The organism is Arthrobacter sp. TE12232 (assembly GCF_054062615.1).
The window spans coordinates 4,059,829-4,086,478 of record NZ_JBSSFK010000001.1 but is presented as its reverse complement, the minus strand read 5'-3'; the positions used below and the strand labels follow the sequence as shown (position 1 = coordinate 4,086,478).

Below are 26,650 nucleotides of genomic sequence, written 5' to 3'. Positions count from 1 at the left end.
GCCACGGGTAAACGCCTACGGATAGATCAAGACGCCAGCAGGAAGCGTCGTTCTACCGCGACACTCACCGGGCCGAGGTTCCGTGCCGGCAGGAGGTGGAACCCTACGATGGGGAGGATGAACTCCATCCGGAAGGCCTGTCGCATAGCCGCAGTGGTTCTCGTGCTCGCGGCGTCGCCGCTCCTCCTGACGCGGCCCGCAGTGGCGACTCCCTGCACGCCTGCCGGCCTCATCCCGGTGAAGATCTGCCCCGCCGCGCCGACGCCGGGCCCGCCGTCCGCTCCCCCGGGTTCCGGTTCGACACCGCCGAGCACCCCGGCACCGTCGACGTCGGCCGCCGCGCCGTCCCCAACGCCACCGTCACAAGGACAGACGGCCCGGCCCGCACAGGTCCCGGCGCCCCCGACGCCCGGCCCGGTTCCATCCGCCGGTCAGGGCGCCGCCGGTCAATCGGCCACGGGGGCCGTTCCGGCCCCGGTCACGGCTGACACATCCGGGACTCCGGCATCGGGCGCCGGCCACGGGACCGTGCCCTCACCAGCCACGCCACCGGGCAGCCCTGCTGGACAGGATGTTCCCGGACCCGACGGGCAGAGCGGCCTCACCGGCGGGGCTCTGTTGGCGCTAAGCGGGCTCCTCCTGGGCTCCTCGGCAGCGATTGGCCTCCGCCGGCCGGGCCGGTCCTAAAGAGGCCGCCGAACCGTCACAGCGAACTGTGGCGGTTCGGCGGCCGCTTGAATGACAGCGTGTTGTCTTAGACCTTCTCGCGGGACCGGTCTACGACGTGTTCCGGCTCCTCGACGGTGAATTCCTTGGTGCGGCGGGGGAAGGCCCAGAACTTGAATTCCTTTGCCTCCGGCCGGGGCTCCCGGCGTTCCCCGGATTCCCGTGCGGCATCCTTCCTGGTATCACGCCCGAAATCCTTGTAGTTCGAATAGCACATCACTGGCCTCCTTCATGGTGATTGCCCTTTAATCGTCCTCCCGATCCGTTGGCACGTCGAGACTCTCGCTACCACCGCCGCCCCGATGTACGCTCTGTCTCAGTGACAGAGATCGCCCGCGCACCGGAAAAGGATGAACAGCCATGACCGTCCCGCCCAGCACATCAACCCCCGGTCCTGGCTGGTATCCGGACCCTGCCGGATCGGGCCGGCTTCAATGGTGGAACGGTACGGCGTGGACCGGGCAATTCAGCACACCGCAGTTCCAGGGCCAGACCCCGCGACCGGTGGAACCCCGGAGACGCATCAGTGACCGGACACCTGTCTACAACGCGTACGTCTGGACGATCGTGGCCCTGCCGCTCGTGCCGCTCATTCTGCTGATGTTCTGGAACCCGACGATCCGGTTGCGGACCGTCGGTGCACGGCAGGTCCAGACCGTTGATCCGGCGTCGATCTTTACAACGCCGTACTTCCTGCTGGTGGCCAGCGGCTTCCTGGTGTACGGCGTCTCCGCCCTCCTGGCCTATCTGGACTGGGACAAGCTGCGCAAGGACGGCGTTGTCAGGCCGTTTCACTGGGCGTGGGTATTCCTCAGCAGGGAGGTCTACGTCATCGGCCGTTCCGTGATTGTCCACGAGGTGGCGCCGCGGCGCGGGCTCGCCCCGGTGTGGGCCACGATCGGCGTAACGGTCCTCGCGGTGGTGCTGGTCGGCTTCAAGATGTCCTCGCTTGTGGCCACCCTGGCGAACCAGGCGGCGTCGATCTAGGCAGCGTAGACGTAGGCAGCCTAGACGTAGGCCGCGTCCGGGACAGGTTCCTAGCTTTCGTCTCCTGTCCGGATGATCAGGAGCGGACACCGGGCGTGGTGAGCCAGCTGGGAGGACACGGAGCCCAGCAGCATCCCCGTAAACCCGCCCAAGCCACGGGAACCGACAATCAGCAGATCCGCTTCGCGCGACGCCTCCACAAGAGCGGCCGCCGCATTGCCCTCGACAAGACGCCCGGTGACCGGAACCCCCTGATCGGCCACGCGCTCAAGTTCGTCGTTGAGGATTGTCTGTGCGTCGCGCTCGAAGCCGGCGTAGTCCCAGGCCTGGCCCGCGGCATCCGTGACGTAGGGGTAGTGCCACGAAGCCAGGACAATCACTTGTCCGTTCCTGAGCTTTGCCTCCTGGATCCCCCAATCGAGGGCTGCTTGGGACTCTGTGGAGCCATCGACCCCTACGACGACCACGAACGGGCTGCTGATAGCCATACCATTTCCTCCGACCCGGTTGAGGCTCCCTGGTTGGCACCATCATCCTCTCGCGGCCCGCGTCCGGACATCCCCCGAATAGCATGGGAAGCAGGGACTTTAGTCCCTGTCGAGAGCCCGAAACCGCGCGTTGACTGGGAAGGTGCTCCGGGCAACGATCCCGGAACGACACCGGTCCCGCAGACCCGGACCGCAGACCCCCGGCCAAGTTCCCGGGCGGAAAACTCCAGTGTTTATCATGTCGACTCCCCGATTCCCTGTCTGGGATCGCGTCCAGAGACGCGGGCTCCCGCCGACGCCAGGCCGGCCTTGCGTGGGCCGTGCGTCGGCGGGAGAAATGGGGACGTCGACCCCCTCTAAGGATCAACGTAATGAACAAGGCTATTCGCATCATCGGAACAACTGCTGTCACGGCGGCATTGGGTTTGGGCGCCAGCGCCCTGCCCGCCAGCGCCGCCGTGACTACTTCCAACATCTCTTGGAATCAATCTTCGTTCGAACACCGGCACCAGATGCGGGACAACCACCAGCACGATACCAATAACGGCTGGTGGGACGGTGAGGACCGGTGGCATGACAACGGCGACGGGTGGGGCTGGCGTGACGACAACGGCAATTGGCGTGACGACAACGACCACAACGGCTGGTGGACCGGCCACGACGGCTGCCGGCATGACAAGGACGGATTCTGGGACCATAACGGAAACCGGCACGACAACAACAAGCACGACAACAACAACAAGCACAACGACAACAAGCACAATGACAACAAGCACCACCCCCACACAATCTGGTGACCGGGCGCCGCTAAGGGCCTGGGGATAGGACTGAGCAGGACGGCGGGAATTCTCCCGCCGTCCTGCTCATCTTCGTCTTCCGTGCGGGGTGGCTAGTTCAGCGGGGTGGCATTCGCCGCGAGACCAGGCTCCGAGGCGACGGCAGGATCCGCGGCAGTGACAATGGCCTTGACCTCGGCAGACGTGGACTTGGTGGCCAGCACCCGCACAACCGCTTGAAGCTCCTGGCGCAACACGTCCGGGTCAATCGGCGTCGCGGCGAGCACTGAGCGCTCCATGTCCGCGGCGGCGGTAACGGCCTCGCGGCCTTGGTCTGTCAGCGACACCACCTGGCTGCGCCGGTCCGAGGCGCTGCGCTGCCGCGAAATGTGGCCGTGCGCTTCCAACCGGCTCAGCGTCTTGCCCATGGTCTGGGCCTGGACCCGCACCAGCTGGGCTAGTTGGGCTTGCGTCATCGGCCCGTTCGCCGAGAGCACCTCCATGGCGATCACCCCGGCATGGGTCAGGCCAATGGCCCCCAATTTTTCGTTCCAGGAGTGTTCTACGAGACGTGCTGCCGTGGACAATAGGCGGCCCGTGGGCCAGCGATCCATATCAGGCATACCCAAGAGTATAGCGAGCAGCGGATTCGTCGGGGGCCATTCCGCTCACTACGCTGGATAATCACGCCACTTAACCCCGCACTTCGCCAAGGAGACACCCGTGCCTGAACGACTCATCCCCGGTGCTGCAGCACCGGACTTCACCCTCAAGAACGCCGAAGGACAGGAAGTCAGCCTCCGCGACTTCCGGGGCCGGAGCACCGTCATCTACTTCTACCCGGCGGCCTCCACCCCGGGATGCACCAAACAGGCCTGCGACTTCAGGGATTCCCTCGCCTCACTGCAGCAGGCAGGCTATGACGTGGTGGGCATCTCCCCCGACCCGGTCGGAAAGCTCGCCAAATTCGCCGCCGCCGAGGGGCTGACGTTCCCGCTTCTCTCCGACGAAGACCACGCCGTCGCGGAGGCCTATGCGGCCTGGGGCGAGAAGAAGAACTACGGCAAGACCTACCAGGGCCTCATCCGCTCCACAATCGTTGTCGATCCCGACGGCACCGTGACGATCGCGCAGTACAACGTCCGGGCCACCGGGCATGTCGCGAAACTCCGCCGGGACCTGAAGCTCGACGCCGAATAGGTACAATGGAGCCTGACGTCCGCCGCCGGGGTTCTTCCCCCGGACGACGACGGCGCCGCGCGCGAGTGGTGAAATTGGCAGACACGCAGGATTTAGGTTCCTGTGCCTTCGGGCGTGGGGGTTCAAGTCCCCCCTTGCGCACACAGAGAGAACCCCGGTCTTCGGACCGGGGTTCTCGTGGTTTACAGCGGATTTTCCGGGGATTCCCCGGGGTTGAAAAAGAATTTCAACCCCTCACCCATCCGCGTCCTCCGAGCAGCCGAATACCCATTGAGACACCAACCAAGGGTCGGTGCCCAACAGTCGGGAAAGGGCCGCAGCGGCAAAGTTCGCCGCCGGCAACCATCGGCACAACAAAGGAGAAACCGAAATGCAGACCATCAAGCGCACCACGTTCGCCGTTGCAGGTATCGCAGCCGCCGCCATGCTCAGCCTCACTGCCTGCGGCGGATCCAGCTCCAGCGCAGCTCCTGCCTCCTCCGCACCGTCGGAAGCCAGCATGGCGCCGTCCCCGTCCATGAGCACCTCGGCCGCAGCGATGGATCCGGCCGCCAACCTCGTCGGACCCGGCTGCGCCGCCTACGCCGCCCAGGTTCCCAGCGGTGCCGGCTCCGTCTCGGGCATGGCCCTTGACCCGGTAGCCACCGCCGCGTCCAACAACCCGGTCCTCACCACCTTGACCGCTGCCGTTTCCGGCAAGCTCAACCCCAAGGTAAACCTGGTGGACACGCTGAACGGCAGCGAATTCACCGTCTTCGCCCCGACCGATGACGCTTTCAAGAAGATCGACCCGGCCACGATCGAAGCACTCAAGACGGACGACGCCACGCTCAGCAAGATCCTGACCTACCACGTCGTTCCCGGCAAGATCACTCCGGACCAGATCGTCGGCACCCACAAGACCGTTGAGGGCGGTTCTGTCACGGTGACCGGCACCAAGGATGCCCTGAAGGTCGACGGCGCCAACGTTGTTTGCGGCGGCGTCCAGACCGCCAACGCCACTGTCTACATGGTCGACTCCGTCCTCATGCCCAAGTAAGCAACATCCAAGCACTCCTGCCCCGGCTCCAGCCTGACTCCCTGGACCACTAGGAGAAGCGATGGCCCGCACCTCGTGGTGCGGGCCATCGCTTTTGCGGGCCCATGCGGCCCGTGACGGTGCGCCGCAAAAGATCCCGGACTCCGCCGTCAACTAGACTGGGGCTGTTCCGCAGCCGGCGGACCATCCAGCTCCCAGAGGTGATTCCTTCAGTGCCCAGCAGTAGAGTGCCCAGCAGGATAGCGCGGCGTATTGCCGCCAGCATCGGGGCCGTTCTCCTTGTGCTGCCGCTTGCCTCCTGCACCGGCGCCCTCGGCCCGGCACCCGGCTCCGCAACCTCCTCGGCCGCCTCCAGCACCGCTCCCACCGCGCTCTTCACCTTCGGCACCGGCTCCGATCCGCTGGGGCTCGATCCCGCCCTGGTCTCCGACGTCGAGTCCTACCGTGTCACCCGGCAGGTCCTCGAAGGACTGGTCGGCGTGGACCAGACCACCGGTGAGCCCACACCGCTGCTGGCCACCGAGTGGTCCCAGAGCGATGACGGCCGCGCGTACACGTTCAAGCTGCGCGAGAAAGTCACGTTCCAGGACGGGACGCCGTTCAATGCCGCCGCCGCCTGCACCAACTTCAACCGCTGGTTCAACTTCCCCGCGGCCCTCCGCCAGCAGGCCACTGGCACCACGTTCAAGGGCGTCTTCAAGGCCCACGCCGACCAGGCGCCGCTGTCAATCTACAAGAGCTGCACCGCCGTGGCGCCGGACAGCGTAAGGATCGACCTCACCCAGCCCTTCACCGGATTTCTCCAGGCCCTCACCCTCCCGGCCTTCGCGATGTCCTCCCCGCAGGCCCTCGCTGCCGGACACGCGGACGTCCTGGACCAGAGCCGCGGCGGCCAGCCCGTGTCCGCCTACGGCCTCCACCCGGTGGGCACCGGCCCCTACTCGTTTGGTTCCTGGGACACCGGCAGCGTCACCCTGACCAGCAACAAGAACTACTGGGGGGACAAAGGTCAGATCGGGACCATCAAGTTCGTGACATACGACAACCCGCAGACCCGGATGCAGGCTCTTCTCGACGGCAAGATCGACGCCTACGACGCCGTCACCGTGGGGAACTTCGACCAGCTGGTCAAGAGCGGCAAACAGATCATCCAGCGGGACCCCTTCTCCGTCATGTACCTGGGCATGAATCAGCAGGTTCCGATCCTGCAGAACCTCAAGGTGCGCCAGGCGATTGAAATGGCGCTGGACAAGGACACCCTGATCCGGCGGTTCTTCATCGACAACACCGCGCAGGCATCCCAGTTCGTTCCGCCCAAGCTCAGCGGCTTCAACAACAACGCCCCGTCGCTCGGCTACAACCCGGACAAGGCTAAGGAACTCCTGGCCGAGGCCGGCTACAAGGGCGAGGAACTGAAGTTCTACTACCCGCTCAACGTCACCCGGCCGTACCTGCCGACGCCGGAAAAGGTGTACGCCGAGATCAGCCGGCAACTGACCGCCGTCGGGCTCAACATCAAACCGGTGCCCGTGGACTGGACCGACGGCTACCTGCAGAAGGTCACCTCGCCCGGCGACCACGCCCTGCACCTGCTCGGCTGGAACGGCTCATACTCCGACCCCGACAACTTCGTTGGTCCGCTGTTCGGCGAGGACACCGGCGAATTCGGCTACCAGGATCCCCAGGTCTTCTCCAAGATCGCCCGGGCCCGGGGATTACCGGACGGCAAGGACCGCACGGCCGAGTACCAGACCATCAATGCGCAGATCGCGGCCACGGTGCCCGCGGTTCCCATTGCCTTCCCGATCTCGGCCCTGGCCTTGTCCGATCGGGTCCTGAAGTACCCGGCGTCCCCGGTGTTGAACGAAGTTTTCACAAAGGTCGAGCTAAAGCCTTGACGCCCGGGCCCAATTTCAGTTAGTGGGCCGTGCGGGGATATTCTGTGACAGCCAGAGCCGCTGCTATCGGAGACTGATTGTGACTTTCATTTCCAAGACCCAACATGCCGACGTCGTCCTGATTGGCGGCGGCATCATGAGCGCCACGCTCGGCGCTTTCATCAAGCAGCTTGAGCCGAACTGGACCATCTCGCTGTTCGAACGGCTCGACGAGCCCGGGCTGGAAAGCTCCGGCCCCTGGAACAACGCCGGCACCGGGCACGCCGCCCTGTGTGAGCTTAATTACTCCCCCGCAGCCAAAGACGGCTCGGTGGACCCCGGCAAGGCCCTGAACATCAACGAGCAGTTCCAGCTGTCCCGCCAGTTCTGGTCCCACCTCGTCTCGAATTCCCTGATCGGCTCCCCCAAGGGCTTCATCAACACCGTCCCGCACATGAGCTTCGTGATCGGCGAGGACCACTCCAAGTTCCTCCGCACCCGCTATGAGGCGCTCAAGCCGAACCCGCTGTTCCGTTCCATGGAGTACTCCGAGGACCAGGCCCAGATCGCGAAGTGGGCCCCGCTGATCGTCAAGGGCCGCGACCCCAAGCAGCGCGTCGCGGCAACCCGCGCCGCCGAGGGCACCGACGTCGACTTTGGCGCCCTGACCCGGGAACTGACCACCTACCTCGGCAACAACGGCGTCGAGATCAACTACGGCCACAACGTCAGCGACATCAAGCGGGCGTCCGACGGCGGCTGGGACCTCTCGCTGAAGCACCCCCGCAGCGGCGAGCACGGCTCGATCCACGCGAAGTTCGTGTTTGTCGGCGCGGGCGGCGGCGCCCTCCACCTGCTGCAGGCCTCCGGAATCCCCGAAAGCAAGGGTTTCGGCGGCTTCCCGGTCTCCGGACAGTTCTTCCGCTGCACCGACGAGACCATCGCGGCCCAGCACAGCGCGAAGGTCTACGGCCAGGCATCGGTCGGCGCCCCGCCCATGTCCGTACCGCACCTGGACACGCGCTACGTCAACGGCAAGCGCTCCCTGCTGTTCGGCCCGTACGCGGGCTTCTCCACGAACTTCCTCAAGAACGGCTCCTACCTGGACCTGCCGCTGTCCATCCGCCCGTCCAACATCATCCCGATGCTGGCCGTGGCCAAGGACAACATGGACCTTACCGCCTACCTGGTCAAGGAGGTCGCCAAGCGCCACGGCGACAAGGTCGAGGCCCTGCGCGAGTACTACCCCGAGGCCAAGGACGGCGACTGGGAGCTCATCACCGCCGGCCAGCGGGTCCAGATCATCAAGAAGGACCCCAAGAAGGGCGGCGTGCTGCAGTTCGGCACCGAGGTCATCGCCGGACGCGATGGCAGCATCGGAGCCCTGCTCGGCGCTTCCCCCGGCGCGTCCACGGCCGTGCCGATCATGATCGAACTGCTCCAGAAGTCCTTCCCCAAGAACTTCAAGGGCTGGCAGTCCAAGCTCAAGGACATGATGCCCGGCTACGGTATCAAGCTCAACGACAACCCTGAGCTCGCCGCGCAGCTGGAGGCCGAGACGGCCAAGACGCTGCAGCTCGAACAAGTCGCCGCTCACAGCTAAACCCTCCGGGCGCGGGCCGCGGCGGCCCTCTGGTTTGGGAGCCGCCGCAACGCTTATGTTGTTCCCGTTGTGCACCAGGGCTGCGCAGTACATCTGGGCACTACATCTGTGCAGTACATCTGTGCAATACGTCGTCGACCCGCCAGGAGACCATGAGATGTTCCGGCTCGCCAAGCTGTCCCTCGCCAACCGGGCCCTGATCGCACTGGTCACGGTGTTCGCCTCGGTGTTCGGCGTGATCACGATGTCCTCGCTGAAGCAGGAGCTCATCCCGTCCATCGAATTCCCGCAGATCACGGTCATCACCTCGATGCCCGGTGCGTCGCCGGAAGTCGTGGACAAGCAGATCAGCGCTCCGTTGGAAACGGCGCTCAACGGCGTCGAGGGTCTGGAGTCGACGTCGTCCACGTCCCGCAACGGCGTCTCACAGATCACCCTGGCGTTCACGTACGGCACCAACCTGGACCGGGCCCGCAACCAGATCGACCGGGCCATCTCCAACGCCCAGCAGGCCCTGCCGAAGGACGTCCAGCCGCAGGCCATCGCCGGCAGCATCAGCGACTTCCCGATCGTGTTCCTCGCCGTGTCCTCGGACAAGCCGCTCAGCGAACTCAACGCCGATCTCGCCCGGCTCAGTGTCCCCCGGCTGCAGAAGCTCGACGGCGTGAGGGGCGCCGACGTCACCGGCGGCGCCACCCAGCACATCCAGATCCTGCCGCGGCCCCGGGACATGGCGGCGTCCGGCGCGAGCATCCAGTCCATCAGTGATGCGCTGAAGAACAACGGTTCGCTGGTTCCGGCCGGCACCGTCGAAGAGCAGGGCAAGACCCTCTCGCTGCAGATCGGCAGCCCGGTGGACTCCCTCGACGCGATCAAAGCCCTGCCCCTGGGCGCCGCCCGCAATGCGGCAACGATCGGCAGCGTCGCCGATGTCAGCCTCGTCGAGGATGCCCGCACCTCCATCACGCGGACGAACGGCAAAGAAACCCTCGCCCTGTCCGTGACCAAGAAGCCCGAGGGCGACACCGTCGCGATCTCCCATGCGGTCAAGGACGCCATCCCCCAGCTCGAGGCCGAACTCGGCTCCAACGCCAAGTTCACTCCAGTCTTCGACCAGGCGCCGTTCATCGAGAAATCGATCAAGGACCTCACCACCGAGGGCCTGCTGGGCCTGGGCTTCGCCGTGCTGGTGATCCTGGTGTTCCTGATGTCCGTGCGCGCGACCCTGGTGACCGCCGTGTCCATCCCGTTGTCCCTGCTGATCACCTTCATCGGGCTTTCGGCGACCGGCTATTCCCTGAACATCCTTACCCTCGGAGCACTCACCATTGCGATCGGCCGCGTGGTGGACGACTCGATCGTGGTCATCGAGAACATCAAGCGCCACCTGAGCTATGGCGAAGACAAGATCACCGCCATTGTGACGGCGATCCGCGAAGTCGCCGGCGCCATCACGGCGTCGACCCTGACCACCGTGGCCGTCTTCCTGCCGATCGCCTTCGTTGGTGATCTGGCCGGTGAGCTGTTCCGGCCTTTCGCCCTCACGGTGACCATCGCCCTGCTCTCCTCGCTGCTGGTCTCGCTGACCATCGTGCCGGTGCTGGCGTACTGGTTCCTGCGCGCGCCCGCCGTCACGGACTCCCCGGCCGCAGTGGCCGCCAAGGCGCACGAGGCCGAGCGGCGCACGCTGCTTCAGCGCGGCTACCTGCCCGTCCTGTCCGGCACGCAGCGCCATCCGGTCCTCACGCTCGTCGCCGCCGCCCTGGTGCTGGGCGCCACCGTGGCGATGTCCCCGCTTCTCGCCACCGACCTGCTGGGCCGTTCCGGCGAGAACAGCATGACCGTCCGGCAGGCCCTGCCGGCCGGCACGAGCCTTGCCGATGCCAGCGCTTCGGCCATCCGGGTCGAGAACGTGCTGCGGGGTATCGACGGGATCCAGGACGTCCAGTCCACCACCGGCAACGCCCAGACCGGTTTCTCGGCCCTGCTGTCCACCGGCGCGTCGAATTCGACATTCACGGTGGTAACGGACGAAAAGGCCAACCAGGACAAGCTCCAGGACACAGTCCGCGCCGAGCTCGCCAAGCTCGGCGACGCAGGCAAGATCACCGTCGGTTCCCAGCAAGGCGGCTTCGGCACGTCCTCCACCGTGGATATCACCCTCAAGGCCGCCACGACCGCTGACCTCCGGACCGCCAGTGACGCGATGGTCAAGGCCATGGACGGGGTCCCCGGCAGCAGCGAGGTGGCCACCAACCTGGCCGCCAGCCAGCCGGTAGTCCAGGTCAAGGTGGACCGGGCCAAGGCCGTCGCGGCCGGCCTGAACGAAGAGCGAGTGGCCGGGGTCCTTGCCGCCACGATCAGCCCTGTTCCCGCGGGGACGGTGCGGATCGACACCGACGACTTCCCGGTCCGGATCGGCGAGGGCACACGCTTCACGAGCATCGACGCCGTCCGGCAGATCCCGCTCCCGACGGCGGCCGGCGCCGTGCCGCTGGGCAGCATCGCCTCCGTGGAACAGGTCGACGTCCCCGTCTCCATTACCGCCAGCAACGGCCAGCGCACGGCGAAGGTTTCCGTGACGCCGTCGGGCGCGAACCTCGGTGCGGTGAGCACGGAAGTCCAGAACCGGCTCACGTCAGTCCAGCTCCCGCCTGGGGTTACCGCCACGATCGGCGGCGCCACGACGCAGCAGGCCGATTCGTTCCGCCAGCTGGGGCTCGCGCTGCTGGCCGCCGTCGCGATCGTCTACGTGATCATGGTGGCTGCGTTCAAGTCCCTCGTGCAGCCTCTGATTCTGCTGGTCTCCATCCCGTTCGCGGCGACGGGAGCCATCGCCCTGCTCGTCGTGACGGGGGTGCCGCTGGGGCTGCCGTCACTGATCGGCATGCTGATGCTCGTGGGCATCGTGGTGACCAACGCGATTGTGCTGATCGACCTCATCAACCAGTACCGCCAGCCGCGCAACGGCGAACCCGGAATGAACGTGGCGGACGCGATCACGCACGGCGCCCGCCAGCGCCTCCGCCCCATCCTCATGACAGCCCTCGCCACAGTGTTCGCCTTGACGCCGATGGCGCTGGGCCTGACCGGCGGCGGCGGGTTCATCTCCCAGCCCCTGGCGATCGTGGTGATCGGCGGCCTGATCTCCTCGACCGCGCTCACGCTCATTCTGGTTCCGGTGCTGTACCGGCTCGTGGAAGGACGTCGTGAGCGGAAGGCGCTCCAGAAGTCGCTCCCCCGGGGACGCCATGCCGGGCCGGCCGTAACCGAGGATGTCCCCGACGATTTCCCTGACAGTTTCCCTGAGGACGCTCCCATACCCAGCAGTTCGCGCTAGGAGGGGGATCCCGGTGCCCCAGCCTTGGCCCGCGCTGCCCTGTGCGGCCTGTGGGTCCCCCTTGACAGCCTGAGCAGGCCACCGGCCGGCTCGACGGCGTCCCTGTGGCGGGGGCCGGCGTGGCGGGGTCCGCCGTTGCGGGGTGCGCCGTTGCGGGGTGCGCCGGGGATTCCTGCAGGACGCGGCTCGGGTGTCGCGGGGGTCATGACTTCGCGCGCCGGGTTGCCGGTATATGTTGCATTTTCCGGGACGTCTTCGCCCTTCATCAGCAGAGCGTCGGCCCCCAGCACTGAACCGTCGTGCATTGTCACCCCGTAGTTGACCCACGAATCCACACCCAGGGTGCAACGGTTGCCGATCACAATGTGGTCGGACTTGAACGTGCCGTCCTCCATGGAGTGGCCCTGAACGTGCGTTCCCTCGTTGAACGTACAATCATCACCAATCGTCACGAGGGTCTTTTCCGGCATGATCAGGCCGGCGTCGTAGAGCCGCTTTCCCACCTTGACGCCCAGCAACCTCCAAATCAGGGGCTTGAAAGGGGTCCCGTTGAACTGCGCCACGGACAGCAGCTTCCAGAGACGCTCGTGCCGCCAGAAGTAGCGGTCGTAGATGGAGCAGTACTGCGGCTTCAGACGGCGGAAGCCCATGACCGAACGCTCCACCAAGGCGGTAAACAGCACCCGGAACACGAGCAGGCCGAGCATCGCGCCCGCGACGGCCAGCACACCGAGGACGCCGTGCGCCGCAACGGCAACGGCGCCGAAGAGTGCGGCGGCAAACAGCAGGAACCAGCGCACGGCCAGGAACAGCACCATGCTCAGGATGTTGTGCCGGTTCTTGGCCGGCAGGCGCCTGTTCATGGCGTCCGCAATCTTGAGTTCGTCAAACTCCGCGTCACGCTGAACGGACCGGGGAATCTCGAAGGCGGGTGACCCCAGCAGCCCCACATCCCGGCGGACCGGGCCGTCAATCGGGATCATCACCTTCGTGGCCAGCAGACAGTTCTCCCCGACCTGCGCTCCCATCGGAAACGTGATGCTGTTCCCCAGGAAGTTACGGCCGGCGATGTGGACCTTAGAGAGCCGGAAGGAGGTGCTGGTGAAATCGGCGTTCATCATGTTCAGGCCGTCCGACACCATGGTGCCTGTTCCTACGGAACTGAGGAATGGCGACTCGTGGGACAGCGTGGGGCCGAAGTTCGATCCTGTTTGTTGCACCTTGCCCAGGTCCCAGCCCAGGACCCGCAGGTAGTGCACGATGTAGGAACTGTCGCCGAAGATGTCTTTGTACAACCTGACGTTCGAGAGCCGGGCAATCAACCGATGGATCGAAAAATGCCAGCCGTAGAGCGGATACACCACGTCCGGTTTGAGGAAGTGGTTCAGCAAGCGCGGAACGCAGATGACCGTCACCAGTCCGGTGATCAGCCCGACAATGAACAGAACCAGCGTTGCAGCCAGTACATCGGTAAAGAACGTGAAGGCTCCCAGTTGCAGGTGGCCGGTATTCAGATAGGGCGGAAGGAGCGCGGCCAGTACGAGAACGCCTGACGGAACAACCAGGACCAGCCGGTTGAGCAACTGAAGCAGGCTGTAGATGACTCTCCGGCGGGTGCTGCACCGGGCAGCCGGAACCCGCAGGTAATTGGCGCCTGTCCGGGCGGCGGGGGAACCGTGCCAAACCTGTCCTTCGGGCACGGCCTGCGAAGTCTGCAGCGATGAAGCATGCCCGAGCTGGGAGTCGTTGCCCATCGACGTTCCGATGTCGAGTGCGGTTCTCTCTGAGACAACAACGTTGCTTCCCAGCGTGACGCTGCCCTTTTCGATCATGCCTGACCGGGCCCGGTAGCACAGGAACGAGGAGTCTTTGTGGATCACCGTATTGTCACCGATAGTGAGCAGGTCCGGGCACGCCGGCACCTTCCGGGAGAAGATCACCACCCCCTTGCCAATCTTTGCGCCCAGGAGCCGCAGGTACAGCACAAAGAGCGGAGAACCGGCGAACAGGACGAGGGGGTTCGCGCGCGTCAGGGTCTTTACAGTCCAGAACCGGAGATAACCCGGGCTCCAGATCCGGATGATGCCCGGCTTCCACCGCCCGACGAGAACCCATTTGGCGATGATCGGGGTGACGGATAGGACCACGAACATGGCGGCACCAAACCCGATGGAGCGCATCCACATGTCAAAGAGGGTGGTTGCTCCCGTCGTCCATTCGTAGCCGACAACCAGCAGCCAAGCGGCATACATCATGTAACCGAGGAAAACCAGTAACTGGACTGCGCCGCACAGTGCGTACTGGAACGAGCTCACCGGGGGCATCGGTGCCGGGAGCGCAGTGCCGGTGTTTGGCACGGCCGCGCTGAGAACCGATGCGCTGTGCCTGGCTTCCAGGCATGTGGCGAGCTGCCGGACCGTCGGGTTTTCGTAGATATCCTGCATTGCTGCCGGCGGCAGGGCGGTTTCTTTTCTGATGCGGGCGCAATAGCGCGCCATCAGCAAGGAGTCCGCTCCCAGGTCATTGAAGAAGTGGGCGTCTGTGGACACCTTGTCAAGGTTCAGCACGGCGCCAAGCTGCTTCGCCAGGGCTTCTTCGGCAGGAGTCGTCGGGGCGGTGTAGGAACCGGCGGCCGCCTGGCTGATCCTGTGTTCCGGGCGGGGCAGCCGCTTCCTGTCCACCTTGTCACTGGCCATCATGGGCAGGGCATCCAATTGTTCAAAATAGGCCGGAACCATGTACCCGGGGAGCCTGGTGCGCAGCATCCGGTGAAGGTCATGGGCATCAACGAACGTGGCGTCATGGCGGAGGGTGTAGTAGGCGGCCAGTTCCACCGTTCCGGGTTCCGGCTCATAGGTTTGAACGACTGTCTGCGCAATTCCGGGCAGTTGCAGGAGGACGGATTCTATTTCGCTCAGTTCGATGCGGTAGCCGCGTATTTTGACCTGCGTGTCGATACGTCCGAAGTACTCGAGCTCTCCGTCGTCGTTGATCCGTCCGAGATCCCCGGTGCGGTAGATCCGGCCGGAGGGGTTGTTCTTGATGCCCAGGAAATCCGGGATGAAGGCCCGTTCCGTCAGGTCCGGCCGGTTGACGTAGCCCCGGGCCAGCCCCACTCCTGCCAAGCCGATTTCCCCGGTTTCGCCCGCAGGCAGGGCCCGGGGCTCCACGGGATCAACAATGACGGCCGTGTAGGTGGGCAGGGGCACGCCAAGGGACACGGGCGTGTCCGGGTCAAGGAGGGACCAGGTGGCAGTCACCGTCGCTTCGGTCGGGCCGTAGACATTCAGGAATCGACGGCCCGGGCGGTGCCAGCGCTGGACAAGGTCCCGCGGGCAGGCCTCCCCGGAGACCAGGAGAAACCGGAGACCGGGCAGATCATCCTCAAGGGTGGCCAGCAGGGTCGGAACACAGCAAAGGGCTGTGATCCGTTTCTCCTGCAAGTACTCCGCGAGCTCGGCCCCCAGCATGCTGGAGCGTCCGGGTTTAGGTACCAGGGTCGCTCCCACCATCCAGGCAACCCAGATTTCCTCCACCGAAAAATCAAAGGCGATCGTCATGCCCTGATACACCCGGTCCGTGGGCTCCATGCCGTAGACACCAGCGGCCACCCGGACAAAATTGCAGATGCTGGCCTGGTCCACCGCCACACCCTTCGGCCGGCCCGTCGAGCCGGACGTGTAGATGATGTACGCCAGCTCATCCTTGGTTCCGCCCTTGGCCGCACCGTTCAGGCGCGAGGGGTCCTTGGCGTCGACCTGGGCCTGTACAGCGTCGAGACACACCGTCACAGCGGCCACCTCGGGCATCAAGTCCTTCAGGTGCGACAGTGACAGGATCATCGCCACATTGGCGTCTTCCACAATGTACTGGAGACGGTCGGGGGGAAACCCCGCGTCCAGGGGAACATAGGCCGCGTGGATCTTCAGGACGGCGAGCATCGCGACGTAGGCACGCCACGGCTGGTCGAACAGCAACGCAATGCGGTCACCCGGGCGGGCACCACACACCAGGAGATGCCGCGCCAGCTGGTTCGCCCGTTCATCCAGTTGCAGATACGTCAGGACGATGTCCCCTGAATCCACGGCGACCTGGTCTTCCAGCCCCTGGTCCCGCAGGCGGTCACAGCGATCCTCAAACAGCTGGTCCAGCCGCTCCCCCCGCTGCCAGCGCGCGGTTTGATCCGGTGCGGCCGATGTGAGGATCGTTCCCCCCTCAGAACCGCCGTTCACCGACATCTTTCCGCGCAACTCAGGGGGTCGGGTGAGGCCGTTGCCGATCCTCGCGGTCTTGCCCATCCTTTAGCTCCTTCGCTAGAAGTGACGTGCCACGGCTCTGTCGCCTCGCGCGACAGGCGTCCTGTCTTTGCCGGATATCGCAATCCAGGTGCCGACCGGGCGGCCGCCGGCGGGCACGAGGGTGCCCATGCGGCCCGTCACCGCCGCCCCGTCCGCTGTCGCCATGCCAAACGCTAGGCGGACGGCCCGTTCGGCATCCGCGAGCCGGTCGGTGGGCGTCACGGCCCCCAGACAGGTCTCCGAGATATCGACCAGATCGAGGCCGACATCGGCGTCGGAAAGGGCCTTCAGGAATGTGCAGAAGATTTCCGGCGAGGACCTCATGCCCAGACCGGTGACGGACACTCTGCCCATCTCGCTGTCGTGCTGTAGGCCCTGAAATCCGATGGCTCCCTTGGCCGCGTTCAACACGGCAAGAGCTTGGTCCGCCTGGGCTGCCGGCAGGATCAGGGCAACGTCCGAGCGCCGCGAATCCGGGCCGGCCGGTGTCTGGACGACCGTCTGGACGTTGGCCCCGGACCGCGAGAGCACTTGGAATATGCGCGAGATACTGTCCGGTTCGTCCGGAATGCCAACGACGATGATTTTCGACGCCGAGTTGACCCCGGCTACTGCGGTCACCACGGGTTGCTCGCCGGCGGGCTGGCGCAGCGCACCGCGGTCAAGGCCAGGCAGGATCAAGGTTCCCGGTTCCGGCACGAAAGAGGACCTGACATGGATCGGAATACCGAACCGGCGGGCATATTCAACGCACCGCAGGTGAAGTACCTTGCACCCGGAGGCCGCGAACTCAAGCATCTCTTCGCTGGAGAGGACGTCCAGCTTGCGCGCTGTCGGGACAACACGCGGGTCCGCGGTATAGACACCGTCAACATCCGTGTAGATCTCGCAAATACCGGCGCCCAGTGCCGCGGCAAGCGCCACCGCGGTGAGATCCGAACCACCGCGCCCGAGGGTGGTGATTTTCCGCCGCTTCTTGGTTCTGCCCTGGAATCCAGCAACGATCGGCACTTCGCCGCGGGCCAGACTCGTGCGGACGCGGCCCGGCCTGACGTCAGTGATGTGGGCCTTGCCGTGAATGTTGTCGGTGATGAAGCCGGCCGCGCTGCCGGTGAACGTCCGCGGCACCTGGCCCAGATCTGCCAGTGCGATCGCCAGGAGTGCCGAGGACACGAGTTCGCCGATGCTCAAGAGGGCATCGAGGTCGCCGGGAAGCGGCCGGGTGGAAACCTCGGCCGCCAGGTCGCAGAGATCATCCGTGGTGTCGCCCATGGCGGACACCACCGCCACCACCCGGAATCCCTCCTCACGCGTCCTGGCGATCCGCTCGGCGGCCCGGATGACGCCTGCGGCATCGGCCAGCGACGAACCACCGAACTTTTGCACAATGACACTTCCCGGGGGGACACTTCCCGGGGGGATGCCCCGTGCTGTTTCCGCTGGATCGCCATCGTTAGCCGCTGTGGCTTTGCGGGTACCCATTTCTCCCCCGAAATCTACTTCGATTCTTGCGAGCGGTCCTTGCCCCACTGCCGGGGCGTCCGTGCGGATGATCAAACAGTGGATGCCAAGGCGACAGGAACGCCGGTGACGGCCTCTGCGGCCCCGGCGAGAATATCGAGTCCCTTCCGCAGGTTCTCGTGGCTCATGGTCAGCGCGGGCATCGCCTTGATGACCTCACCCTGCGGACCCGACGTTTCCACGAGCAGCCCACGGGCGAACGACTCAGCCGCGATCTTTTCCGCAGTCCCGGGGTGGGGGTAGTAGACACCGGCGAGCAAGCCCCGGCCACGGACGGTGGCGCCGTCGATGCCGGCCGCGATCTGCGAAAGCCCGTCGTGCAGTTGCGTAATGAGCCCCGCGACATGCGACTCAAACCTGCCGTCCTGCCAGTAGTGCTCCAGGGCAGCGGCTCCGGTGACGAAGGCGGGGTTGTGGCCCCGGAATGTTCCGTTATGCTCGCCGGGTTTCCAGATGTCCAGCTCGGGCTTGAACAGTGTCAGCGCCATGGGCAGCCCGAAACCGGAAATGGATTTTGACAGGCAGACGATATCCGGGGTTATAGCCGCATCCTCGAAACTGAAGAATGTTCCGGTACGTCCGCAACCGGCCTGTACATCGTCAACAATGAGCAAAATGTCATGCTGGTGGCATAGCTCCGCGAGGCCCTGGAGCCACGATGCCCGGGCGGCTCTGAGCCCGCCCTCGCCCTGGACCGTTTCCACGATCACGGCGGCGGGTTTGTCGAGTCCGGATCCGCTGTCCTCCAGCGCGTGCCGGAGCCACAGGAAGTCCGGCGTCTGACCGTCGAAGAATCCGTCATAGGGCATGCTCGATGCATTCGTCAGCGGCACACCGGCGCCCTGCCGTTTCATGGAATTGCCGGTCACCGACAATGAGCCCAGGGTCATCCCGTGGAATGCGTTGGTGAAGCTGAGGATATGTTGCCGGCCGGTGACTTTACGCGCCAGCTTCAGGGCCGCTTCCACTGAGTTTGTTCCGGTGGGACCGGGGAACATTACTTTGTAATCCAAATGCCGGGGCTTGAGGATGAGCTCCTGGAATGATTCCAGGAAGCGCCGCTTGGCAGGCGTTTTCATGTCGAGCGAATGAACGATGGCGCCGGAAAGTAGGTAATCCACGAGCGGCCGGAGCAGTACCGGGTTGTTGTGGCCGTAGTTCAGTGCTCCGGCCCCGGAAAAGAAGTCCAGATATTCCCTGCCATCCTCACCGTAGAGGGTGCTGCCGGCGGCCCGCTCAAACACGGTGTCCCAGCTGCGGCAATAGCAGCGGACTTCAGATTCCAAAGTTTCAAAGATGTCCATCTTTCGATGTCCCCCGTACTTCTGCGACTAGCGAAGTGTCCCGAGCGTGGATTCAGCTCAGGCTCCCGGATGACGGGCAACGGAAGGACGCAGCACGACATCTGCGGCGTGCTGATCACTGCTCCCACGGAGCCCGTATTTTTTTCACCAATGGAGTATTTCCATACGTGAACGTGGCAGCTAATGCCTGCCCGAATGTGTTGCTATGCCTAGGCTAGTCTCAGGCAGCTCTCAGCACCTGAGTATTAGGTACTTGTTTTTTCCACCCAAACGGCTGGTGGACTACCCGATTCGGTGGAGATCCAACAATTCTGCCAGCGCCTGGCAATGTCGAATAAGGACGTCCGGCCCTTGCGTTGTTGCATCAACTCTTCCGCGCATTGGCGTCTGACACGGGCGCGGACGTCAGGCCTCCGGACATTTCCTTGAGCAGGTCCGGGTTGGTGTTGGCGAGGCTGCCGTAGGCTTCGTGGCAGCAGGGTGTCAGCAACCGGGATGGCCGCAGCCGCAAGGTAAGGGAATATCCGGCCGCTCCGGGCGTTATACCGACCGATACATGCAAATGCATGTAAATCGGTTATAGTGGAAACAGTCCCCGGATCACCGGCCATGGAAAGGCACCTCATGCAGATCGGCGTCTTCAGCGTCAGCGACATCACCACCGACCCCACCACGGGCCGCACCCCCACGGAGCACGAGCGCATCAAGGCGTCCGTGGCGATCGCCAAGAAGGTCGAAGAGATCGGCATGGATGTCTATGCGATCGGCGAGCACCACAACCGCCCGTTCTTCTCCTCCTCCCCCACCACCACGCTGGCCTACATCGCTGCCCAGACAGAGCGCATCATCTTGTCCACGGCCACCACGCTGATCACCACCAATGACCCGGTCAAGATCGCGGAAGACTTCGCGATGCTCCAGCACCTCGCGGACGGCCGCGTGGACCTGGTGCTGGGCCGCGGCAACACGGCACCCGTCTACCCCTGGTTCGGCAAGAACATCCAGGACGGGATCGAACTTGCGATCGAGAACTACAGCCTGCTGCGCCGCCTCTGGGATGAGGACACCGTCAACTGGTCCGGCAAACACCGCACCCCGCTGCAGAACTTCACGTCCACGCCCCGCCCGCTCGACGGCGTCGCCCCCTTCGTGTGGCACGGCTCCATCCGCACGCCGCAGATCGCCGAAGTGGCCGCCTACTACGGTGACGGCTTCTTCGCCAACAACATCTTCTGGCCCAAGGAGCACTACCAGCAGCTGATCGGCCTCTACCGCGAGCGCTACGAGCACTACGGCCACGGCAAGGCGGACCAGGCCATCGTGGGCCTCGGCGGCCAGTTCTTCATGCGGAAGAACTCCCAGGACGCCGTCAAGGAGTTCCGCCCCTACTTCGACAACGCCCCGGTCTACGGCCACGGCCCGTCGCTGGAAGACTTCACCTCCCAGACCCCGCTGACGGTCGGCAGCCCGCAGGAAGTCATCGAGAAGACCCTGACGTTCCGGGAATACTTTGGCGACTACCAGCGCCAGCTCTTCCTGATCGACCACGCCGGCCTGCCGCTGAAGACGGTCCTGGAGCAGCTGGACCTGTTCGGCGAAGAGGTCCTGCCGGTGCTCCGCCGGGAATACGCCGCACTCAAGCCGGCGCATGTCCCCGAGCCTCCCACGCACGCCGGCCGGGTAGCCGCCGCGCTGGCCGCGGGCACCGGCGACGCCGCCGCGGCAGAGACAGCGACAGAGACCACCAGCCAGGACGCGTGATGCACGCCAAGACCACAGAATCGCCGGTGCGCCTGGCCGCGGAAACCTGGGAATCACTGTTCCGCACCCAGGTGGCGGTGATGCGCAAGCTGCAGGCGGCGCCGGCGTTCAAGGCCCTGGCGCTCAATGAGTACGACGTCCTGTTCACGCTCTCCCGCTGCCCGTCCGGCTGGCTGCGCCTGAACGAGCTCAACGACAACGTCCTGCTGAGCCAGTCGAGCCTGAGCCGGCTGGTGGAGCGGCTCGAAAAACGCGGCCTCGTGGAACGGATGCCAGCTCCCGACGACGGCCGGGGCATCCTGATCCGGCTCACCGATGCCGGAAGGGACCTGCAGAAGCAGATCGGCCGGGAGCACGTCCGGGACATCGCCGCGCTGGTGGTGCCGGCACTCTCGGCCGCCGAACAGCAGGAACTGCTGCGGCTGACCGAGAAGCTCCGCGCCTCGGTCGCCGCACGCTGACGGTCGGTGGCCGGCCGACTGCCGGCCTCGCAAAGGCGCCCCTTCCGGATACGTCCGGAAGGGGCGCCTTTGCATATGGTGCCTACCTGATGGCGACGAGCTTCGCCGGGTCTTCCACCGGCAGCACATCCACGATCGCTGTGACTTTGATGTCCTGCAGCGACAGGCTTCCGCCCACCGTCGAGAGGAAAGCTGTGTCCGAGGAATCGCGCCCGGCCGTGATTCGCAGCATGCTTTCCCGCGGTGCCAGGCCGGTGGGGTCGATGATGTGCCAGGCTCCGTTGATGTGTGCTTCGGCCACAGCGTGGAAGTCCATCGGGGTCAAGCCCGGCGCATACACGGCCGCCAGCCGGGCCGGGACGTTCTTGGACCGCAGCAGGGCAATGGCGAGGTGGGCGAAGTCCCTGCAGACACCACGACGGTGCAGGAGCGTTTCGACGGCGCCGTCGGTCCCCCGCGAGGAACCGCTGACATAGCGCAGTTCGCTGAAGACCCAGTTGCGGACAGCGTGGAGCAGCTCTTCGCCCTGAAGGCCGCCGAATTCGGCATACGCTGTGGGCAGCAGCCGGTCAGACTCCGCGTAGCGGCTGGGCCGGACATACCGGATCAGTTCCATGAGGCCCGGTTCTTCGGGCAGAGCTACACCGGTGACCGTGGCCGAGTACTCCACCAGGACTTCTGCGGGTTCGGCGAATTCCATGTAGTGGAACCGCCCGCCGTGGTGGTCCGAGAGCTCCGTCAGCGGCACCTGCCCGCCGCCCGCGGTCACCGACAGCGACTCTTCCAGGGAGTCGTACCCGGCGTTTCGGGCCACGGCCACGGCGAGCGCCACTTTGGTCTCGGCGACGGTTTTGAAGGCCAGGCGGGCGGCTACAGTGCGTTCCATGTATCTCCGGGATGTGAGGTGAGGGCAAGGAGAAGTCGCCGTCGACGGCCCGGGGATGTGCGGGTGTGCGGGACTAGTTTTTGATCTTCAGAGACATTAGCATCCGCTGGACGTTGGCAAATTCGGACCCGTCGTTAACGTACTTGGCGGCCTGGTCAAGGGTGTCGAACGCCTTTGCCGGAGCGACCTTCTGGTCCGGAGCCAACGGCTTGAGCACCGTCAGGTCGGCAAAGGAATAGTCGCCCTTGCCGTCCGGGCCGCGGACCACGTTCGGCAGCGCGCAGCTCTTGCCGCCGGCCCCGCCCACCACGTTCGTGATGCCGTAGGAGCCGAAGTACTTGTAGCCCTGGATGACCCGGAACACCACGTGCGGATCGATGGTCCCCTCGCCGCCCCGGTGCGGCAGGTCGACGGGCACGCTGCTGACCACGACGTAGTTCCGCGCGTCGCCGTCCGAGCAGGCGGGGACGGGCTGCGGCGCGAGCCCCGTCTGGAGGGTGGCCAGATAGGCGCCTTTGGCGTCTTTGACCTCGATTTTCAGTGCGCCCGGGAGCGTGCCGGCGTCGGGGGCAACGGACTGGACAATCCAGTCCTGCGGCACCTCAAAACTGACGGTCTTTGCCGGATCGGTGAAGAGTTTCCAGGCCGACGCCGTGGAGCCCGGGGTGGCGGAAACGCTGGCGGACGGCGTCGGGCTCTGGGCGGGAGCCGACGTCGTACTTTCCGTTGCGCTGCTGCCGGCCGTCCACACGGGCGCCCCCTTGCCGTCGCTGCTGCAGCCCGAGAGCGCCACCGACGCGACCGCGAGCGCGACGCCGGCGCGCAGCGCGGCGTTCCGAGTCCCGGCGGTGCCTGATCCTTTGGCAGGGTCCCTCCCAGTCATGGAGTCAGCGTAGCTTGGGTCCTGGTCCAGCGCCGGGATCCGGGGCAGAAATGCGGCACAGGGAAAGCGGATACGCTGGGGGCATGGCCGAACAGCACTTTGACGGAACGCATTTTGGGGAGCACGGCGATGCGGCAGGCATGTCAGCGCTCGATATCGCGGACTGGCGGCTGCGCACCTTTGCCCTGTACGCCACCACGCGCAAGATCGCGGCCGACAGCCCGGCGGAGGCCCATTCCTACTGGCGCCAGGAGCGGGACCGCATGTTCGGCACGCACCCTGCGTCGGCGCTGACCGCCGAGGCCAAAGCGAGCTTCGGCGGATTGAAGACGGCGGACTACGATCCGATCTACCGGTTCTATGTTCCCCTGACCCTGGAAGGCGCAGGCCGGGAAATGAACGTGGAGACCGGGACCGACGGCCTGGTGCGGTTTGTCCGGCTGGGCACGTTCGATCTTCCCGAGATGGGACAGCTCGCGGTCTGGAAACTCCGGGGCTACGGGGGCGGCATCTTCGTGCCGTTCCGTGATGCCACGGCCGGCCAGCCGGGCGGCAGCTACGGGGCCGGACGCTACCTGCTGGATACCATCAAGGGCGCTTTCCACGGTGTTCGGGGCTCCGGGCCCGACGCCGAATTCATCCTGGACTTCAATTTCGCCTACAACCCCTCGTGCGCCTACAACGAAGCGTGGGCCTGTCCCCTTGCGGGTCCGGCCAACCGGCTGGCCGTGGACATCCCCGTGGGCGAACTGTACTGAGCGGATGGAGTCCCAGCTCGAACAGCAGTCCCCCGCACCCGGCGTCGTCCGCGGGCCGAAAACCCGGCGCCACCGCGGAATCCTGCGTTACCCCGTGGTCCGGCAGCTCCTCCGGTTCACGGGCGTCGGCATTGTCTGCACGCTGACGTCCCTTGCCTTGTACGCCCTGTCCCGGCCCTGGCTCGGTGCCCAGCCGGCCAACGCGACGGCCCTGGTCCTGACCTCCTTCATGAACACCGCACTCAACCGGCGCCTGACATTCAAGATCACCGAACGCCGCCGGATGAAGCGCGACCACCTCAACGGCCTCATCGTAATCCTCGTGGCGCTGCTGATCACCGGCGGCAGCCTGGCCGTCCTGCACTGGGTCCGTCCCGAGGCCACGGTGGCCGAAGAGCTCTGGACCACTACCCTCTCCGGCTTCGCCGCCACCGCTGTGCGGTTCACGATGCTGCGGCACTGGATCTTCCGCCGCGCCCGTCACCGCTAGCGTCACCCCCGCCGAATACCTCCGTTGCGCTATCACTTATGGCTGCTCCGGGCGCCCCGGAACAGCCATAAATGATAGAGCAACGATTCAGGTGCCGAGGGTCTGGACCCCGGCGACGGCGACGCCCACGGCAGCGGCGGCCTGACGGAGCTCCTCCGCGGTCACGGTCGCATCGAAGCTGAACCGCACGGCCGTCTGGGCGACCTCGGGTTCGATCCCCATGGCCAGCAGCACGGGCGACGGCGCGTCCGAGCCCGCCGCGCACGCCGACCCGCTGGAGCAGATCACGCCCTGGCGTTCGAGTTCCAGCAGCACTGACTCGCCACTGGTGCCCGGGAAGCAGAAGGAAGCCACGGAGGGCAGCCGCTCGGTGGGATGCCCGGTGAGGATGGCCCCGGGAACACCGGCCAGCACAGCCGCGATGAAGTCCTCGCGGAGGTCCGCGACGCGCCGGGCCGGGTCCTGAGCCGGTTCTGCCGCCACGTCGGAAGCAACGCCCTCGGCCGTTTGTCCCGCCGGTCCCGGCTGTGCGGCCCGGGCAAGCGTCAGTGCCGTCGCCAGCGCCACGGCTCCGGCGACGTTTTCCGTGCCGGAGCGGCGCCCGCGTTCCTGGCCGCCGCCGTGGACCAGCGGTTCCAGCCGGGTCCGGCCGCGCACGAACAACGCGCCGCTGCCTTTGGGCGCGCCCAGCTTGTGGCCTGAAATGCTCAGCGCATCCACACCCAGCGCGCCCGTGTCCAGCGGCAGCCAGCCGGCGGCCTGGACGGCGTCGGTGTGGAACGGGATTCCGCGGCCCCGGGCCAGCGCCGCGAGCCGGGCGATGGGCTGCACCGTCCCGACCTCGTTGTTGGCGTACATCACGCTGACCAGCGCGGTCCGGGGCCCCAGCAGGGCGGCCAGCGCCTCTTCCGTGACCTGCCCGTAGCGGTCCACGGGAATCACGTCGACGCCGAAGCCATGGACGCGTTCGAGGTACCGGGCGGATTCTTCCACCGCGGGATGTTCGACGGCGCTGATCGCCACCCGGTCCAAGCCCGGATCGGCGGCGCGCCGGGCCAGGGCGATGCCCTTGACGGCGAGGTTGTCCGCCTCCGTGCCGCCGGAAGTGAAGATGATCTCCCCGGACCGGCAGCCCAGGGCCTTGGCTGTCGCGGCCCGGGCCCCGGCGAGCGCCGTGGCAGCCGTGTCCCCCAGGGAGTGGTGGCTCGACGGGTTGCCGAACTCGCCCGTAAGGTACGGCCACATGGCTTCCAGCACCTCGCGGCGGACCGGGGTGGTGGCCGCGGCGTCGAGGAAGATCACGGCGGGCCTCAGCCCGCTGCCGGGTCGGCGGCGGGGGCGACAGCCAGCTCGATATCGAGGCCGAGATCCAGGGCCGTGACGCTGTGGGTCAGGCCGCCGATCGAGATGACGTCCACCCCGGTGGCCGCGATGTCCGCCACGGTGGCGAGGTTGACGTTGCCGCTGGCTTCGACCCGGGCCCTGCCGCCCACCAGCCGGACGCCGGCCGCCAGATCGGACAGGGAGAAGTTGTCCAACATGATGGTATCCACCCCGGCGGCCAGGACCGGCTCGATCTGCTCCATGGTGTCCACTTCCACCTCGAAGTGAGTCGTGTGGCCGAGCTGGGCCTTGGCGCGCCGCAGCACCTCGGTGAGCTTCGCCGGATCGCCCCCGGTGAGGACCGCCAGGTGGTTGTCCTTTGCCAGGACGGCGTCCGAGAGGCTGAAGCGGTGGTTGGCGCCGCCGCCGCAGCGCACGGCGTAGCGTTCCAGGACCCGGAGCCCCGGCGTTGTCTTGCGGGTGTCGGTGATCCGCGCGCCGGTCCCGTCCACGAGCGCCACGAACTCGGCGGTCCTGGTGGCGATGGCGCTCATCCGCTGCACCAGGTTCAGCCCGACGCGTTCGGCCAGCAGCACGGCGCGGGCGTTCCCGGTCACCCGGGCCAGTGCAGTTCCGGCAGCAAAGGACTCGCCGTCGTTGACGAGGAGTTCGACGACGGCGTCAGGGTCGGTCAGCGTCATCGCCGCGGCGAACACCTCGCCGCCGCTCAGCACGCCGGGAACGCGGGCGTTCAATACCGCCGTCGCACGCGCCTGCGCGGGGATGAGCGTCTGCGAGGTGATGTCGCCGTACGGGGCGTCCTCCTGGAGCGCCGTGTGGAGGACGGCCAGGACGGCGGCCTGGGGCAGGCTCCCGGCGAGCGCCGCGGTGCGGGAGGGCAGGGTTTCCGGGGCAGCGGTTGCTGTCAT

22 protein-coding genes and 1 tRNA gene are annotated in these 26,650 nt (G+C 65.9%); 13 read left to right on the top strand and 10 right to left on the bottom strand.

Features of this window, described 5'->3' with window-relative positions; genetic code table 11:
• Positions 1-95 precede the first annotated feature (95 nt).
• Positions 96-488 carry a hypothetical protein gene (locus ACVWZ7_RS18285; protein WP_456508670.1) on the top strand — a complete coding sequence of 131 codons (393 nt, stop codon included), beginning with the start codon at positions 96-98 and terminating at the stop codon, positions 486-488.
• 266 nt (positions 489-754) lie between these two features.
• On the opposite strand, the gene ACVWZ7_RS18280 is transcribed toward ACVWZ7_RS18285, so the two are convergent.
• Positions 755-943 (bottom strand): hypothetical protein, encoded by a 189-nt coding sequence (locus ACVWZ7_RS18280; RefSeq protein ID WP_116766536.1) that lies wholly within the window; start codon positions 941-943, stop codon positions 755-757.
• Positions 944-1,086: 143 nt separating this feature from the next.
• On the opposite strand from ACVWZ7_RS18280, the gene ACVWZ7_RS18275 reads away from it, so the two are divergent.
• Positions 1,087-1,713 carry a DUF2510 domain-containing protein gene (locus ACVWZ7_RS18275; RefSeq protein WP_344365380.1) on the top strand — a complete coding sequence of 209 codons (627 nt, stop codon included), beginning with the start codon at positions 1,087-1,089 and terminating at the stop codon, positions 1,711-1,713.
• 50 nt (positions 1,714-1,763) lie between these two features.
• Here the strand turns inward: ACVWZ7_RS18275 and ACVWZ7_RS18270 are convergent, their stop codons facing one another.
• Entirely contained in the window at positions 1,764-2,201 is a 438-nt protein-coding gene (locus ACVWZ7_RS18270; RefSeq protein ID WP_116766534.1) for a universal stress protein, read from the bottom strand.
• A gap of 371 nt (positions 2,202-2,572) precedes the next feature.
• Between ACVWZ7_RS18270 and ACVWZ7_RS18265 the strand changes: the two genes are divergently transcribed.
• A complete protein-coding gene (locus ACVWZ7_RS18265) occupies positions 2,573-2,998 on the top strand; it encodes a hypothetical protein (protein WP_456508669.1) in 426 nt (141 codons plus the stop codon).
• A gap of 92 nt (positions 2,999-3,090) precedes the next feature.
• On the opposite strand, the gene ACVWZ7_RS18260 is transcribed toward ACVWZ7_RS18265, so the two are convergent.
• Positions 3,091-3,600 carry a MarR family winged helix-turn-helix transcriptional regulator gene (locus ACVWZ7_RS18260; protein WP_237563374.1) on the bottom strand — a complete coding sequence of 170 codons (510 nt, stop codon included), beginning with the start codon at positions 3,598-3,600 and terminating at the stop codon, positions 3,091-3,093.
• 100 nt (positions 3,601-3,700) lie between these two features.
• Between ACVWZ7_RS18260 and bcp the strand changes: the two genes are divergently transcribed.
• From bcp to ACVWZ7_RS18230, 6 genes are all read left to right on the top strand, one after another.
• Complete coding sequence (gene bcp, locus ACVWZ7_RS18255; RefSeq protein WP_116766532.1) at positions 3,701-4,177, top strand: thioredoxin-dependent thiol peroxidase; 477 nt, start codon at positions 3,701-3,703, stop codon at positions 4,175-4,177.
• A gap of 59 nt (positions 4,178-4,236) precedes the next feature.
• Positions 4,237-4,318: transfer RNA gene (locus tag ACVWZ7_RS18250), tRNA-Leu, on the top strand.
• Positions 4,319-4,547: 229 nt separating this feature from the next.
• Positions 4,548-5,216 (top strand): fasciclin domain-containing protein, encoded by a 669-nt coding sequence (locus ACVWZ7_RS18245; RefSeq protein ID WP_344365370.1) that lies wholly within the window; start codon positions 4,548-4,550, stop codon positions 5,214-5,216.
• Between the two features lie 239 nt (positions 5,217-5,455).
• Entirely contained in the window at positions 5,456-7,114 is a 1,659-nt protein-coding gene (locus tag ACVWZ7_RS18240) for an ABC transporter substrate-binding protein (protein WP_456509146.1), read from the top strand.
• A gap of 79 nt (positions 7,115-7,193) precedes the next feature.
• Positions 7,194-8,696 (top strand): malate:quinone oxidoreductase, encoded by a 1,503-nt coding sequence (locus ACVWZ7_RS18235; protein ID WP_116766530.1) that lies wholly within the window; start codon positions 7,194-7,196, stop codon positions 8,694-8,696.
• Positions 8,697-8,853: 157 nt separating this feature from the next.
• A complete protein-coding gene (locus tag ACVWZ7_RS18230) occupies positions 8,854-12,036 on the top strand; it encodes an efflux RND transporter permease subunit (RefSeq protein ID WP_456509145.1) in 3,183 nt (1,060 codons plus the stop codon).
• Here the strand turns inward: ACVWZ7_RS18230 and ACVWZ7_RS18225 are convergent.
• From ACVWZ7_RS18225 to ectB, 3 genes are all read right to left on the bottom strand, one after another.
• Entirely contained in the window at positions 12,033-16,334 is a 4,302-nt protein-coding gene (locus ACVWZ7_RS18225) for a Pls/PosA family non-ribosomal peptide synthetase (protein WP_456508668.1), read from the bottom strand. The two genes, ACVWZ7_RS18230 and ACVWZ7_RS18225, sit on opposite strands and share 4 nt — an antisense overlap.
• Positions 16,335-16,349: 15 nt before the next feature.
• Entirely contained in the window at positions 16,350-17,816 is a 1,467-nt protein-coding gene (locus ACVWZ7_RS18220) for an aspartate kinase (RefSeq protein ID WP_456508667.1), read from the bottom strand.
• Positions 17,817-17,887: 71 nt separating this feature from the next.
• Positions 17,888-19,159: a diaminobutyrate--2-oxoglutarate transaminase gene (ectB, locus tag ACVWZ7_RS18215; protein ID WP_456508666.1), complete on the bottom strand. Its 1,272-nt coding sequence runs from the start codon at positions 19,157-19,159 to the stop codon at positions 17,888-17,890.
• A 624-nt stretch (positions 19,160-19,783) separates the two neighbouring features.
• Here ectB and ACVWZ7_RS18210 point away from each other — a divergent pair.
• Both ACVWZ7_RS18210 and ACVWZ7_RS18205 read left to right on the top strand, forming a co-directional pair.
• On the top strand, positions 19,784-20,920 hold the full coding sequence (locus ACVWZ7_RS18210) for an LLM class flavin-dependent oxidoreductase (RefSeq protein WP_344365586.1): 1,137 nt from the start codon (positions 19,784-19,786) through the stop codon (positions 20,918-20,920).
• The gene (locus ACVWZ7_RS18205) at positions 20,920-21,381 is read left to right on the top strand and encodes a MarR family winged helix-turn-helix transcriptional regulator (RefSeq protein WP_456508665.1); all 462 of its coding nucleotides are present in this window, start codon (positions 20,920-20,922) and stop codon (positions 21,379-21,381) included. Before ACVWZ7_RS18210 ends, ACVWZ7_RS18205 begins: the two co-directional genes overlap by 1 nt.
• Positions 21,382-21,463: 82 nt before the next feature.
• Here ACVWZ7_RS18205 and ACVWZ7_RS18200 read toward each other — a convergent pair whose 3' ends face one another.
• On the bottom strand, positions 21,464-22,267 hold the full coding sequence (locus tag ACVWZ7_RS18200; protein WP_116766524.1) for a transglutaminase-like domain-containing protein: 804 nt from the start codon (positions 22,265-22,267) through the stop codon (positions 21,464-21,466).
• A gap of 73 nt (positions 22,268-22,340) precedes the next feature.
• Positions 22,341-23,150, bottom strand: coding sequence for a hypothetical protein (locus ACVWZ7_RS18195; RefSeq protein WP_456508664.1), 810 nt, complete (start codon positions 23,148-23,150; stop codon positions 22,341-22,343).
• An 83-nt stretch (positions 23,151-23,233) separates the two neighbouring features.
• Between ACVWZ7_RS18195 and ACVWZ7_RS18190 the strand changes: the two genes are divergently transcribed.
• Entirely contained in the window at positions 23,234-23,908 is a 675-nt protein-coding gene (locus ACVWZ7_RS18190; RefSeq protein WP_116766523.1) for a DUF1684 domain-containing protein, read from the top strand.
• 4 nt (positions 23,909-23,912) lie between these two features.
• Entirely contained in the window at positions 23,913-24,398 is a 486-nt protein-coding gene (locus tag ACVWZ7_RS18185) for a GtrA family protein (protein ID WP_344365332.1), read from the top strand.
• Positions 24,399-24,485: 87 nt separating this feature from the next.
• On the opposite strand, the gene ACVWZ7_RS18180 is transcribed toward ACVWZ7_RS18185, so the two are convergent.
• Positions 24,486-25,700, bottom strand: a complete 1,215-nt coding sequence (locus ACVWZ7_RS18180) for a cysteine desulfurase family protein (RefSeq protein WP_456508663.1) — start codon at positions 25,698-25,700, stop codon at positions 24,486-24,488.
• 8 nt (positions 25,701-25,708) lie between these two features.
• Entirely contained in the window at positions 25,709-26,650 is a 942-nt protein-coding gene (gene nadC / locus ACVWZ7_RS18175) for a carboxylating nicotinate-nucleotide diphosphorylase (RefSeq protein ID WP_456508662.1), read from the bottom strand.

Coding starts and splice junctions, on each gene's coding strand:
- ACVWZ7_RS18270 (WP_116766534.1), bottom strand. CDS start 2,201: ATGGCTATCAGCAGCCCGTTCGTGGTCGTCGTAGGGGTCGATGGCTCC.
- ACVWZ7_RS18195 (WP_456508664.1), bottom strand. CDS start 23,150: ATGACTGGGAGGGACCCTGCCAAAGGATCAGGCACCGCCGGGACTCGG.
- ACVWZ7_RS18210 (WP_344365586.1), top strand. CDS start 19,784: ATGCAGATCGGCGTCTTCAGCGTCAGCGACATCACCACCGACCCCACC.
- ACVWZ7_RS18220 (WP_456508667.1), bottom strand. CDS start 17,816: ATGGGTACCCGCAAAGCCACAGCGGCTAACGATGGCGATCCAGCGGAA.
- ACVWZ7_RS18205 (WP_456508665.1), top strand. CDS start 20,920: ATGCACGCCAAGACCACAGAATCGCCGGTGCGCCTGGCCGCGGAAACC.
- ACVWZ7_RS18245 (WP_344365370.1), top strand. CDS start 4,548: ATGCAGACCATCAAGCGCACCACGTTCGCCGTTGCAGGTATCGCAGCC.
- ACVWZ7_RS18185 (WP_344365332.1), top strand. CDS start 23,913: ATGGAGTCCCAGCTCGAACAGCAGTCCCCCGCACCCGGCGTCGTCCGC.
- ACVWZ7_RS18280 (WP_116766536.1), bottom strand. CDS start 943: ATGTGCTATTCGAACTACAAGGATTTCGGGCGTGATACCAGGAAGGAT.
- nadC (WP_456508662.1), bottom strand. CDS start 26,650: ATGACAGCAACCGCTGCCCCGGAAACCCTGCCCTCCCGCACCGCGGCG.
- ACVWZ7_RS18190 (WP_116766523.1), top strand. CDS start 23,234: ATGGCCGAACAGCACTTTGACGGAACGCATTTTGGGGAGCACGGCGAT.
- ectB (WP_456508666.1), bottom strand. CDS start 19,159: ATGGACATCTTTGAAACTTTGGAATCTGAAGTCCGCTGCTATTGCCGC.
- ACVWZ7_RS18260 (WP_237563374.1), bottom strand. CDS start 3,600: ATGCCTGATATGGATCGCTGGCCCACGGGCCGCCTATTGTCCACGGCA.
- ACVWZ7_RS18275 (WP_344365380.1), top strand. CDS start 1,087: ATGACCGTCCCGCCCAGCACATCAACCCCCGGTCCTGGCTGGTATCCG.
- ACVWZ7_RS18225 (WP_456508668.1), bottom strand. CDS start 16,334: ATGGGCAAGACCGCGAGGATCGGCAACGGCCTCACCCGACCCCCTGAG.
- ACVWZ7_RS18265 (WP_456508669.1), top strand. CDS start 2,573: ATGAACAAGGCTATTCGCATCATCGGAACAACTGCTGTCACGGCGGCA.
- ACVWZ7_RS18200 (WP_116766524.1), bottom strand. CDS start 22,267: ATGGAACGCACTGTAGCCGCCCGCCTGGCCTTCAAAACCGTCGCCGAG.
- ACVWZ7_RS18230 (WP_456509145.1), top strand. CDS start 8,854: ATGTTCCGGCTCGCCAAGCTGTCCCTCGCCAACCGGGCCCTGATCGCA.